11 protein-coding genes and 1 pseudogene are annotated in these 12,143 nt (G+C 68.9%); 4 read left to right on the forward strand and 8 right to left on the reverse strand.

All coding sequences use genetic code 11. The features are described from left to right. On the reverse strand, window positions 1–416 hold a 416-nt coding region (locus tag VE172_RS05025; protein ID WP_324798057.1), incomplete at its 3' end, for a hypothetical protein. Window positions 417–1,029: 613 nt separating this feature from the next. Here VE172_RS05025 and VE172_RS05030 point away from each other — a divergent pair. Next, complete coding sequence (locus tag VE172_RS05030) at window positions 1,030–1,401, forward strand: VOC family protein (protein ID WP_414715066.1); 372 nt, start codon at window positions 1,030–1,032, stop codon at window positions 1,399–1,401. Between the two features lie 61 nt (window positions 1,402–1,462). Next, on the forward strand, window positions 1,463–3,823 hold the full coding sequence (locus VE172_RS05035) for an excinuclease ABC subunit UvrA (RefSeq protein ID WP_324798062.1): 2,361 nt from the start codon (window positions 1,463–1,465) through the stop codon (window positions 3,821–3,823). A 52-nt stretch (window positions 3,824–3,875) separates the two neighbouring features. Here the strand turns inward: VE172_RS05035 and VE172_RS05040 are convergent, their stop codons facing one another. Next, window positions 3,876–4,349 carry a carboxymuconolactone decarboxylase family protein gene (locus tag VE172_RS05040; RefSeq protein ID WP_324798064.1) on the reverse strand — a complete coding sequence of 158 codons (474 nt, stop codon included), beginning with the start codon at window positions 4,347–4,349 and terminating at the stop codon, window positions 3,876–3,878. Window positions 4,350–4,502: 153 nt separating this feature from the next. Between VE172_RS05040 and VE172_RS05045 the strand changes: the two genes are divergently transcribed. Beyond that, window positions 4,503–7,445, forward strand: a complete 2,943-nt coding sequence (locus tag VE172_RS05045; RefSeq protein WP_324798066.1) for an AfsR/SARP family transcriptional regulator — start codon at window positions 4,503–4,505, stop codon at window positions 7,443–7,445. An 11-nt stretch (window positions 7,446–7,456) separates the two neighbouring features. On the opposite strand, the gene VE172_RS05050 is transcribed toward VE172_RS05045, so the two are convergent. From VE172_RS05050 to VE172_RS05070, 5 genes are all read right to left on the reverse strand, one after another. Continuing rightward, window positions 7,457–8,440, reverse strand: coding sequence for a hypothetical protein (locus tag VE172_RS05050; RefSeq protein WP_324798068.1), 984 nt, complete (start codon window positions 8,438–8,440; stop codon window positions 7,457–7,459). A 15-nt stretch (window positions 8,441–8,455) separates the two neighbouring features. Further along, window positions 8,456–8,770: a hypothetical protein gene (locus VE172_RS05055; protein ID WP_324798070.1), complete on the reverse strand. Its 315-nt coding sequence runs from the start codon at window positions 8,768–8,770 to the stop codon at window positions 8,456–8,458. Between the two features lie 9 nt (window positions 8,771–8,779). Beyond that, window positions 8,780–9,295 (reverse strand): hypothetical protein, encoded by a 516-nt coding sequence (locus tag VE172_RS05060; protein ID WP_324798073.1) that lies wholly within the window; start codon window positions 9,293–9,295, stop codon window positions 8,780–8,782. 65 nt (window positions 9,296–9,360) lie between these two features. After that, on the reverse strand, window positions 9,361–10,278 hold the full coding sequence (locus tag VE172_RS05065) for an NAD-dependent epimerase/dehydratase family protein (protein WP_324798075.1): 918 nt from the start codon (window positions 10,276–10,278) through the stop codon (window positions 9,361–9,363). A 3-nt stretch (window positions 10,279–10,281) separates the two neighbouring features. After that, complete coding sequence (locus VE172_RS05070) at window positions 10,282–10,635, reverse strand: DUF2568 domain-containing protein (RefSeq protein ID WP_324798078.1); 354 nt, start codon at window positions 10,633–10,635, stop codon at window positions 10,282–10,284. A 115-nt stretch (window positions 10,636–10,750) separates the two neighbouring features. Here VE172_RS05070 and VE172_RS05075 point away from each other — a divergent pair, with 115 nt between their 5' ends. Continuing rightward, complete coding sequence (locus VE172_RS05075; protein ID WP_324798080.1) at window positions 10,751–11,452, forward strand: TetR/AcrR family transcriptional regulator; 702 nt, start codon at window positions 10,751–10,753, stop codon at window positions 11,450–11,452. Between the two features lie 22 nt (window positions 11,453–11,474). Here the strand turns inward: VE172_RS05075 and VE172_RS05080 are convergent. Next, a pseudogene (locus tag VE172_RS05080) lies at window positions 11,475–12,143 on the reverse strand (hypothetical protein); the annotation flags it as partial.

The following is a 12,143-nucleotide window of genomic DNA, read 5'->3' on the forward strand; positions in this document are numbered from 1 at the left end:
CGCGTCTCGGCGTCCACTGTCTCCAGGACGTCGTTGATGAACTCCACGAGATCCTCGCCCTCGAGGTTCTCCTCGCTCATGATCGCGTTGGTGACCAGGAACATCATGCCCACGATCTCACCGTTCGACAACGAGTGCAGCTCGGCGAGTTCGCCGCGGGCACCGCGGATCACGGCCTCGGCGATCTTGGGATCGATGTCGTCGTCATCGAAGCGCTTGGGCAGGTCCGTGGCGAACGCGGCGATGTCGTCCACTGTGGCGGTGGGATGGAACTTGCGCTGCACCGCCAGGGTGAGGGCGGCCGAGATCAGAGCGTAGGTGCGCTCGATGCCGACGCGTTCGATGATGTCGGTCGGCGCCTCGGCACCCGAGGTGATGGATCGGTGGATCAGCTGGATGTCGTCGTCTTGGCTCATGGGCCCCTCCATATCGAACCTGTGCGACCTTATCAAGGTTCGGCCCGATCGGTTTCGAAGAAGCGTGCGGGCGGTGGAGCTTTTATCGGTTGGTTCGACGGGACGGGTGCTCACGGCGCTGGATGCGAACGCGCACCCGACAACACCGCCTGTTCGGGCGGCTCCGACGAGGCGCTCCCATCGCGAGCGGTGTGCCAGAGTCTTCCCATGGATCGAACAATCACACAGCGTGAACTGCGGGACTCCTCGACCGAGATTGTGGATGCTCTCGAGGCTGGGGAGACGATAATCATCACTCGACACGGCATTCCAGTCGGCGAACTCCGACCACTCGGGCGTCGACGGTTGGTACCCATTAACGAGGTCCTTGTCCACTTTGCCAACTGTCCCCCGATGGACTACCAAAGTCTGCGCGACGACCTGGATTCCGTATTCGGCGATCAGCGGATTTGACACGGTCCATCCTGTCGGGCCCTAGCAGCTACCGACAAGCACGGATGTCCGTCATCGATCAGTTTTCAAGAAGCCACCGCCCGCCCGTCGCGCATAGCGTGGACTTATGGAGATCACCGAGGGCAAACGCGGCGTCGACTGCCTGACGCCGTTTCGCGCGATGACCCAGAAGATTCCGACCACGACTTCAGGAGAAATCATGATCAAGACAGTGCTGCACCCCGTGAGCGACCTGGCCAAGGCCAAGGACGTCTACACCGCCCTGCTCGGGGTCGAGCCGCAGGTGGACGAGTCGTATTACGTGGGGTACGAGGCCGACGGCCAGCACATCGGGCTGGTGCCGGGCGGCGGGCCGCAGAAGATGGAGTCCCCCGTGGCGTACTGGGAGGTGGACGACATCGAGGCGAAGGTGGCCGAGCTGGTGGCCGCGGGTGCCACCGTGAAGGAGGCCGCGCACAGCGTCGGCGGGACGCGGGTGGTCGCCACGGTCGTCGACGTCGACGGCAACGTGCTGGGCGTGCTACAGGACTGATCGACCTTCGTCGGGCAGAGCTGGTTAGATTCGAGTTCGCGAAGATCGAGAGGGTGAGCAGATGAGCGAAGGCGCGGTGGCCGACAGCCACGATCTGATTCGGGTGCACGGGGCGCGGGTCAACAATCTCAAGGACGTCAGCATCGAGATCCCGAAGCGGCGGTTGACGGCGTTCACGGGCGTGTCGGGTTCGGGGAAGAGCTCGCTGGTGTTCTCCACGATCGCCGCGGAGTCGCAGCGGTTGATCAACGAGACGTATAGCGCGTTCGTGCAGGGGTTCATGCCGACGCTGGCGCGGCCCGATGTGGACGTCCTGGACGGGTTGACCACCGCGATCATCGTGGACCAGGAGCGGATGGGGTCGAACCCGCGGTCGACCGTGGGCACCGCGACCGACGCGGGCGCCATGTTGCGGATTCTGTTCAGTCGCTTGGGGAAGCCGCATGTGGGTTCGCCGCAGGCGTTTTCGTTCAATGTGGCGTCGATCAGCGGGGCGGGGGCCGTGGCGTTCGAGAAGGGCGGGCGGACCGTCAAGGAGCGGCGCAGCTTCAACATCGTGGGCGGGATGTGTCCGCGGTGCGAGGGGCGCGGCATGGTCAACGACATCGACCTGGGCGAGCTGTATGACGACGCGAAGTCGTTGAACGACGGCGCGGTGACGATTCCCGGGTACGGCGCCGACAGCTGGAATATGCGCATGTATAAGGAATCGGGGCTTGTCGATCCCGACGTGCCGATCCGTAAGTACACGAAGAAGCAGCTGCAGGACTTCCTTTACAAGGAGCCGACGCGGACGAAGATCGCCAACATCAACATGACCTACGAGGGTCTGGTGGTGCGGATTCAAAAGTCGATGCTGTCGAAGGACAGGGAGTCGATGCAGCCGCACATTCGGGCGTTCGTGGATCGGGCGGTCACGTTCAGCGTGTGCGGCGAGTGCGGGGGGACGCGGTTGTCGGACACGGCGCGGTCGTCGAAGATCAAGAAGATCAGCATCGCCGACGCGTGCGCCATGCAGATCAGCGACCTGGCGGCGTGGGTGCGGGGCCTCGAGGAGCCGTCGGTGGCGCCGTTGTTGAAGGCGCTGGGCGAGATTCTCGAGTCGTTTGTGGAAATCGGGTTGGGGTATCTCAGTCTCGATCGGGCATCGGGGACCCTGTCGGGGGGTGAGGCGCAGCGCACCAAGATGGTGCGGCACCTGGGTTCTCCGCTGACGGACGTGACGTACGTGTTCGACGAGCCGTCCATCGGGATGCACCCGCACGACATCCAGCGCATGAACGATCTGTTGCTCCGCCTGCGCGACAAGGGGAACAGCGTGCTGGTGGTGGAGCACAAGCCCGAGGTGATCGCGATCGCCGATCACGTGGTGGATCTGGGGCCCGGAGCGGGTTCGCGCGGGGGCGAGATCTGTTTCGAGGGGACCGTCGGCGAGTTGCGTTCCAGCGGCACCATCACGGGGCGGCACCTGGACGATCGGGCGAGGCTCAAGGACGAGGTGCGGGTCTCGAAGCGGGCCATGGAGGTGCGCGGGGCCGACACCCACAACCTGCGCGATGTGGACGTTGACGTTCCGTTGGGGGTGTTGTGCGTCGTGACGGGCGTGGCGGGGTCGGGAAAGAGCTCCCTGATCGACGGTTCCGTGGCGGGGCGCGACGGGGTGGTGTTGGTCGACCAGACGCCGATTCGGGGCTCGCGGCGCAGCAACCCCGCGACGTACACGGGGCTGCTCGACCCGATTCGCAAGGCGTTCGCCAAGACCAACGGCGTGAAGCCCGCGCTGTTCAGCGCCAACTCCGAGGGCGCCTGTCCCGTGTGTAACGGCGCGGGCGTGGTGTACACCGAGCTGGGCGTCATGGCCACCGTGGAGTCGCCTTGCGAGGAGTGCGAGGGGAAGCGGTTCCAGGCCTCGGTGTTGGAGTACAAACTGGGCGGTCGCGACATCGCCGAGGTGCTGGCGATGTCGGTGGCCGAGGCGAAGGAGTACTTCGGCGAGGGCGAGGCGAAAACCCCTGCGGCGCACAAGATCCTGGAACGCCTCGACGACGTGGGGCTGGGGTACCTCACCATCGGGCAGCCGTTGACGACGCTGTCGGGCGGTGAGCGGCAGCGGCTGAAGCTGGCGACCCACCTGGGCGACAAGGGCGGGACCTTCGTCCTGGACGAGCCGACGACGGGGCTGCACCTGGCGGACGTCGAGCAGCTTTTGGGCCTGTTGGATCGGCTGGTCGACGCGGGCAAGTCCGTCATCGTCATCGAGCATCACCAGGCCGTGATGGCGCACGCCGACTGGATCATCGACCTCGGGCCCGGCGCGGGACACGACGGCGGGCGCGTCGTCTTCGAGGGGACGCCCGCCGAGCTGGTGAAGGCGCGGTCCACCTTGACGGCTGAGCACCTCGCCGAATACGTGGGAGCCTGAACGACGCTGAGCGGCCTCGGGTCCAGTGGCGGGCCCGAGGCTTCGCCGTGTCTCAACCCATCTGCCCGGGGACGTAGTCCCCGGCGGGGTTTCGCACGATGATGTTGCCGCGGTTGAAGGTGTTCATCAGCGCGATGTGCAACACCAGCGCGGCGAGCTGCTCCTCGCTGTAGTGCTTGGCGGCGTTGGCCCACACGTCGTCGGGCACGCCGCCCGCGGCGTCGGCGATCCGCGTGCCCTCCTCGGCCAGTTCGAAGGCGGCGCGCTCGGCGTCGGTGAACACCGTCGCCTCCCGCCAGCCCGCGACCAGGTTGATCCGCGTCGCGTCGGCGCCCGCGTGGGCGAGCTCCTTGGTGTGCATGTCGACGCAGAAGGAGCAGCCGTTGATCTGGCTGACCCGCAGCGCCACCAGCTCGTGGAGCTCGGGCGTGAGGCCCAGCGCCCCGAGGGCCTGGTTGGCGGCGATGATGTGCTTCATCGCCTTGGCCGCGGCGGGTATCCCCATGATGTTCAATCGAGCGTTCACTGTCGCACTCCTTGATCGTTGTGGGCGATGTACCCGTATGACGAGCGGGAGGGCGACGAAGTGACACGTTGGGCCGTGATGTGGGTCTCTCCATTAGTGTTGCGGCAGTGACGTTATAGGCACTGTCTGGATTGGCGGGTTTTCGGAGGTTCCGTGCGTTTTGCGAATCTGGGGCCGCTGGAGGTCCGCGGCATGAACGGCGTGATCCGCATCGACTCGCCGCTCCAGCGGCTCTTTCTGGCGCTGCTGCTGTCGCGGCTGGGCAGCCCCGTGCCGCGCGACACCGTGATCGACGTGCTGTGGGACGGCCAGGCGCCGGGCGACGTCCGCAAGGCGCTGGGCTGGCACGTGCTGTCGCTGCGCAAGGCGCTGGGCGGCAAGGACCGCATCGTCAGAAGCGGCGGCGGGTACGCGCTGAACTCCGACGCCGAGTCGATCGATTCGCACAAGTTCGAGCGGCTGCGTCGCGAGGCGTCGGCGCAGGTGAAGTCGCGGCCCGAGACCGCCAGCCGCCAGCTGCGCGAGGCCCTGGGGCTGTGGCGGGGCGCGGCGTACGCGGACCTGACCGACCCGCCGCAGCTGCGCGACGAGGCGTTTCGGCTGGAGGACCTGCGGCTGTCGGCGATGGAGAGCTTCACGGGCGTCGAGCTGGGGCTGGGACGACACTCCGAGGTGGTGCCCGAGCTGACCGCGCTGGTGGCGCAGCACCCGTACCGGGAACGCTTCCGCGCCAACCTGATGCTGGCGCTGTACCGCAGCGGACGCCAGGCCGAGGCGCTGCGGGTGTTTCGGGACGGGCAGGAACTGTCGGCCGACCAGCTCGGCCTCGACCTCGGGCCCTCCCTGAGCGAACTGCATCAGCGCATCCTCCACAACGATCCCGCCCTCGACGTCGCCGAGCGGTCGCCGCGCGCCACGGCGGTGGTCCCCCAGCAGCTCCCCGCCGACATCGCCACGTTCACGGGGCGGGAGGCGGACGTGGAAACCCTGCTGCGCACCAGGACCGGCGGCTCCCCCGTCGCGATCATCGACGGCATGGCGGGGATCGGCAAGACCACCCTGGCCGTCCACATCGCTCACTGGCTGGCGCCGCAGTACCCCGACGGGCAGCTCTTCCTCGACCTGCACGGGTTCTCCGGCGACGTGGCGCCCGTGACCGCGGCGCAGGCTCTGGAGCGGGCCCTGCGGGCGCTGGGGGTCGGCGAGGCGGACCTGCCCGCGCTGGCGGAGGAGCGCGCCGCGCTGTACCGCAGCATCCTCGCGCGCAAGCGCGTGCTCGTGGTGCTGGACAACGCCGCCGACGCCGAACAGATCCGCGCCCTGCTGCCGGGGGCGGGGGGCGGGTTCGTGCTGGCCACCAGCCGCCGCCGCTTCGCCGAGCTCGACGACGTGCATCTGGTGTCGCTGGCCGCCCTGGACGGCGCGCAGGCGATCGACATGTTCACCCAGGCCGCCCGCATCGAGCCCGACGACGCGCAGTATGTCCTGATCGGACACATCGTGGAGCTGTGCGGGCGGCTGCCGCTGGCGATCCGCGTCGCCGCCCAGCAGCTGCGGCGGCGCTCCCGGTGGAGCCTGGACGACCTGTACCAGCGCCTGTCGCATGACCTGCGGCGCATGGAAACCCTCAGCGTCCGCAACCAGAGCGTCGCCGCCGCGTTCGAGGTGTCCTATCGGGAACTGGAGCCCGAGCTCCAGCGCACCTTCCGCATGCTCGCGCTGTACCCCCGGACCCGTTTCGACGCCCGCGCCGCCGCGGCCCTGGCCGACATTCCACTGTCGAGCGCGCAGGACCAGTTGGACGACATGGTGGACGCCAATCTGTTGGACAGCCCCGGTCCCGGCCGTTACGCCTTCCACGACCTGATGCGGCAGTTCGCCTCGGCGAAGTCGAGGCACGCCGAGACCCACACGGGCCGCGAGGACGCGGGCCTGCGGCTGCTGGACTCGCTGCGGACCACGGCGGCGGTGGAGTCGGAGAAGGCCGTGTCGCATCCGCGGCTTCACGAGCCGCCCACCGACCCGGGGCTGGTGGCCTTCGCCGTCCAGGGAGACACGGGTGGACCATCCCTTGAGGACATGTTGACGTCCGCGATCTCGCGGGGCGTGGACACCCACGTGTGGCAGATCGCCGACGCGACAAGCGAACTGGCCACCGACGGGGACGCCGCGCGGCTGCGCGGCGTCCTCGACCAGGCGGCCCGGGCCGCCGACGCCGCGAGCGAACCGCGCGACGCGGCGGTGGCGTCGAACAACCTCGCCATCGCCCATCTGCTGCTGCGCCAATACCCCGAGGCGATCGAGAACTTCCAACGCTCCCTGGAGATCCGCGACAAGCTCGGCGACGTCAACGGCCAGGCGGGGGTGTGGAACAGCCTCGGCGTCACCCACCACCACAGCGGAAACCTCGACACCGCCGCCGAATGCCTCGACCGGGCCGTCGGCTTCGCCAACGCCGCCAACGCCGACGCCGCCGAGGCCAGGCTCATCACCAACTACATCACCCTCGCCGTCACCATGCAGCGCCTCGACGAGGCCCTGCCCCTGCTCAACCGCGCCCGCAGGATCTTCACCCGCAACGGACAGCAGCGCCAACTGGCCCAATTGGACTTCTGTTACGGCCTGGTCCACGGCGAGCTCGGCGAGCCCGCCACGGCGCTGGCCCACCTGTACCGCGCCCTGCGCTACGCCGAGCGGTTCCCGTCCTCCTTCGGCCTGTCCAACACGCTCACCGCGATCGCGGTCAACCTGCGCGCCCTGGGCCGCCACGACGAGGCCGTCGACCACCATCGGCGCGCGATCGGCAGCGGCGGCGGCGACAACTCGGGAGCCCAGGCCCGCAATCACATCGAGTTCGGGCGCACCCTGTCGGCAGTCGGCGACGCCGTCGCCGCCCTGGCGGAGCTCCAGGAAGGACTGTCGCTGGCGGCGCGCGACGGCCACCGCTACGAGCAGGCCCGCGCCGAGCACTCCCTGGCCGAATGCCATGCGGCACTGGGAGACCGGGTCGCCGCCGAGGCCCACCTGCGCGAGGCCGTCGACGTGTACACCGCGATCGGCGCCCCGATCGCGCGCGAACTGCGGCGCTCCCTTTAGCGCGACGGGCGTCAGACCCCCGCGGGACTGTTGACCACCAACAGGTTGACGGGCCGCCCACCGACGTTCCCGTGCGGATCGGGGGTGGCGTAGCGGCCCGACACCGCGCTGGGTACCTTCCCCAGCCACATGTCGTGCAGGACGACGCGCGCCTGACCGATCCCGTCGATCAGCTTCTGCTGCTCGTTGTCCATCTCCTGGCGCACGGCGTGCAGCGCCGACTTCATGCTCTCGATGATGTCGGGCACCATCGCCCCCTTGATCTCCTTGCCGATCGACGACACGGCGTTTCCCGCGTTGGCCAGCGTGCCCATGATCGACCCCGCCACGCCGAAACCCGTGGCGGCGGTGGCGGTGCCGCCCGCGATCGCCGCCGCCGCGGCTCCCCCCGTGCCGACCGAGGAGACCACCGCGGCGATGGTTCCCGCCACGGTCAGCGCGATCTTGAGGCTGTCGCTTTCCTGGTTGAGCTGCTGGATGGTCTTGTCCGCGACGTCCATGATGGTCGCCCGCGCGGAGTGATAGATCATGCCGTTGAGGGTGATCGCGGCGCCCACGGCGTCGATCGCGTCGTGCTGGTTCGTCACGATGGCGGGGTGGACGTCGATGTAGTCGCGAAAGAACGTGTCGGCGGCCTTTCCCTTGAAGCCGTCGGGAAGCGTGTGTTGCAGGCCGATGAGCCGCGACTGCGGCAGCGCGCCCGGCCCGACGTGCTTGGTGGCCTTGTCGCAGAGCTTTCCGTCGGCGAACATGGTCAGCGGATCGGGGGTCAGGAACGCCGTGAAGGCGCTGTAGATGTCGTTCCACATCGCGTTGAGTTCGCCCATCTCGCCGATGGACGGGGCCGTCTTCGTGACGATTCCGTTGGAGGCGCGGGTGCTCTTCTCGTCCCACCCCTTCTTGTAGGCGACGCGCTGAAGCTCGGCCACCTTGTTCAGGATCGTGGTGTTGTCAACGGTTTTGGCCCGCAGGTCGGGGACCAGATCATTACCCATCAGACTTCCTTGAGATCACACGTGGTTGACGTCGTGTTCGAGCTTGTCCAGCTCGCGATCGAGGTCCTTGGCGTTGCCGGCGTCGGTGACGCCCATGTCCTCGGCGGTCTTGATGACGAGCTTGCCGACCTTGATGAGGTTGTCCGCCGAGCCCGAGATGACGCGCTGCACGTCGTCGCGCAGCTTCGTCCACTCGGCGGTGACCTTGTCGGAGGCGCCGCCCCCGGCGCCCGTGAGGAACCCCGTGGCCTGGGCGTACGCGTCGGCCGCGGCGTAGATGCGGTTGTGGGCGTCCTTCAGTTGCGACGCGTCGATCTTGACTTCGCTCATGCCGATCCCCTATCGCGATCGCTTGGCGTGGAACCGTTCGGTGATCGAACGGCATTGGGCGCGGTGGCGGGCCATCGCGGTGGCGATGGCGCCGTTGATGTCGGTGGACAGCGCCTCGGCGGGGGTGCGGGCGTTCAGGGTGCCCGGCCTGATCCTGATCTCGACCAGCTCGTCGCCGCCGATGCGCGCCTTGGCGTATCCGCGATCCGACACCACGGTGACGTCCACATTGTCGAGTTCTTCCGTCAGCCTTCGCCGCGACTCGGCGTCGCCACCGATCGCCCCCCGTGAGGGATCGGATGCGGCGATGCCCCGGACCCGGCACACCGCCTTGACGTAGCCGTGTTGGGCGCCGCGCACCGCGGCGGTGGCCTGGGCGGCCAGGCTCTTGTCGTCGTGGGCGCGCACCGAGGCGGGGTCGACGGCGACGGTGAAGCCGGCGGCCAGCGTCCACGACGCCGCCACCGATCGGTCGGGCGACGTCGTGTTGACGTTGACGCGGTTGAACTGCTCAAAGACGGTCACGCGAGCACCTCCTGTTCATGGAGGCAAGTCTCGGCGTGACCGTCTAGTCGGGGTCTAGTTTCCGTTCAGCGCCAACGATCGACGCTGGCCAACAGGGCATCGTCCATGGGCGTGGGGTGCTGGTCGAAGGTCTGCTGGAACTGTGAGGAGTCCATGATGAACGGCGCGGTGAACTGGTAGCGGACGTGCTTCAGCTCGCGCACCAGCGGCTGGAACAGCCCGACCGCCGACAGCACCGCCTGCGGCATCGGCACGACCTTCGGGGCCTCGACGCCCGCGACCCTGGCCATGTGCTGCGCGACCTCGCGGGCGCTGAGCGGGTCGTTGGTGGGCACGTGCCAGGGCCGGCCCCAGGCGCGTTCGTCCGCGGCGGCGGTGGCCAGGGCGCGGGCGACGTCGGGAAGGTAGGTCCAGCTGTGGGGCTGGCCCGGGTCGCCGAAGAACTGGATGGTCTTGCCCGCCAACAGTCTCGGGATGAAGCGCTCGCCCAGGTGCGACTGTCCCGAGGCGCTGGGGCCGAAGAAGTCGCTGGCGCGCACCTCGACCACCCGCGCCCGGCCCGCCTCGTGGGCGGCGAGGGCGTCGGTCCACATGCGAACGCGGACCTTGGCCTTCTCCATGGACGGCTCCAGCGGGTCGGTCTCGCGCATCGGCGCCGTCGGCGGGGCGTACATGTAGAGGTTGCCGAGGATGACGTACACCGCGCCGGTGTCCTCGGCGGTGCGCAGCAGGCTGTCGGACAGCGGCGGCCAGTCGGTGAGCCAGCGGTGGTAGGCGGGGTTGGCGCAGTTGTAGAGCGCGTCGGCCCCCTTGGCGATCTCGGTGAGCCGCGCGGCGTCCGAGGCGTCGGCGGCCACATTGGTGACCTCGGACGGGCCGCGGCCCGAGCGGGTGACGACCGTGACGTCGTGCCCCGCCTCGTGCAGTTGGGTGGCCAACTGGCCGCCGACCTGGCCGCCTCCGACGATGACGTGCTTTCCCATGATTCAGACCTGTTTCCATACGAGCCGCAGCACGGCGTTGACGATGAACACTGCCACGAAGACTGCCCCGGCCACCGGGCGGCCGGCCAATGCCAGCGCGCCCGCTCCGCCGCCGAACCAGACTATTTCGAGCCCGACCCGCCACCAGCCGTGCAGCGGGACTGTCGCGTTCTCGCCGCCGCCGGCGCCGAAGATCGCCCAGATCGCGATGAACACGGCCACCGCGGCGAGCGCGGCGACGACGCGGACGGGCAGGGCGGCGTCGAGGCGCATTCCCCAGTAGCCCACGGAAAACAGCACCCCGAGCTCCAGGAGGAACATCAGGAGGAGGTTGGCGTTCTTGGCGGCGGTGAGCATGGGGGGCGTCCTTTCGAGAGCAGTGCTCTGTGTTGAGAGCAATGCTTACACACGGGGCGGGAGTTGTCAAGAGCAGTGCTCTTGTTTTTGAGCAATGCTCTGTTACGCTCGCCTCATGAGCGCCCCCAACACCGCCCGCGCCCGGGCCCGCGCCGCGCTGACCCGCGAGATCACCCGCACCGCCCGCCAACACCTCGCCACCGTCGGGGCCGCGGGGCTGTCCCTGCGGGCCATCACCCGCGAGCTCGGCATGGCGTCGTCGGCGATCCACCGCTACTTCCCCACAAAGGACGACCTGCTCACCGCGCTGATCATCGACGCGTACGACTCGCTGGGCGAGGCCGTGGAGACCGCCGACGCCGCCGCCCACGGCTTCACGCGGCGCTGGATGGCGGTGTGTCACGCGGTGCGCGGCTGGGCACTGGAGCACCGCCACGAGTACGAGTTGCTTTACGGCACACCGGTTCCCGGATACCGCGCCCCACAGGAGACCGTCACCTCGGCGGTCCGCGACACCGTGGTGTTCGGGCGCATCGTGTCCGAGTCGTACGCCACCGGCGCCCTGGAGCCGCCGAAGCTGCTGCCACGAGTGCCCGAGGAGTTCGGCGACGACGCCGCGCGGGTCCGCCAGCTCATCCACGGCGTCCCCGACGACGTGATCGCGGTGGCGATGTCGGCGTGGACGGGGCTGTACGGCTGGGTCAACTTCGAGATGTTCGGGCAGTTCGACAACACGATCGAGGCCCGCGAGGTCGCCTTCGACCATCACGCGAAAACCCTGGCGGCGCTGTTGGGATTGCCAGCGCCGCCAGGGTGAACCACTAACTCAATCGGAGAAGTCAACCGCGGGTGTCGGGGCCGGTGATGACCCCGCGCACCGTGTCCTGCGTGATGCGCCATTCGTAGTCCACGTCGCCGTCGGTGACGTGGCTGGCCGCCTCGGCCTCGGCCTTCGCGCGATCCCTGGCGGCCTTGGCGAAAACGTCCTGGCCGGGGCCGCTCGGCGCGTTCGGCACCGACGCCGTGCCGCGGAAGACGGCGCGCTCGGCGACCGTCTCCTCGCCCACGGGACGAATCGAGACCCGTTGGCCGGGGGGCTTTCCCACCAGCGGCTCGGGCTCGGGCTCGACGAGGGTCGGCTCGGGCTCGACGGTGCGCAGCCTGACCGGGGAACGGGTCCAGGAGCGCGACGGGACCGCCTCGGCGGGCGCCTCGCCGTCGATCATCGCCTTGGGACGCACCGTGGAGCGCGCGGTCGTCGACCGCGGCCCACCGGTCCCCTCCACCGGCGCCGCCGGGTCGGCGACGGTCCGCTTGCCGATCAGGGGGCGGTTGACGCCCCGCGCGGGGGTGTTCGGGATCGTCGGCACGCCACCGGGACCCGACACACCGGGACGCAACCCGATGACGGGGCGCGCCAGCGGGGCGGGCTCCAGCGGGGTGCCGGTCACCGGGCGCGTCGGCGGGGTGCCGTACGGCGCGGGGCCGCCCGGGCGGCCGCCGATGAC

Origin of the sequence: Stackebrandtia sp. (genome assembly GCF_035643755.1) — a bacterium.
Taxonomy (GTDB): Bacteria; Actinomycetota; Actinomycetes; order Mycobacteriales; family Micromonosporaceae; genus Stackebrandtia.

What these genes read in the sequence shown, in the direction of transcription:
- VE172_RS05030 (WP_414715066.1), top strand. Translation starts at nt 1,030, where the DNA reads ATGACCCAGAAGATTCCGACCACGACTTCAGGAGAAATCATGATCAAG.
- VE172_RS05035 (WP_324798062.1), top strand. Translation starts at nt 1,463, where the DNA reads ATGAGCGAAGGCGCGGTGGCCGACAGCCACGATCTGATTCGGGTGCAC.
- VE172_RS05050 (WP_324798068.1), bottom strand. Translation starts at nt 8,440, where the DNA reads ATGGGTAATGATCTGGTCCCCGACCTGCGGGCCAAAACCGTTGACAAC.
- VE172_RS05055 (WP_324798070.1), bottom strand. Translation starts at nt 8,770, where the DNA reads ATGAGCGAAGTCAAGATCGACGCGTCGCAACTGAAGGACGCCCACAAC.
- VE172_RS05065 (WP_324798075.1), bottom strand. Translation starts at nt 10,278, where the DNA reads ATGGGAAAGCACGTCATCGTCGGAGGCGGCCAGGTCGGCGGCCAGTTG.
- VE172_RS05070 (WP_324798078.1), bottom strand. Translation starts at nt 10,635, where the DNA reads ATGCTCACCGCCGCCAAGAACGCCAACCTCCTCCTGATGTTCCTCCTG.
- VE172_RS05075 (WP_324798080.1), top strand. Translation starts at nt 10,751, where the DNA reads ATGAGCGCCCCCAACACCGCCCGCGCCCGGGCCCGCGCCGCGCTGACC.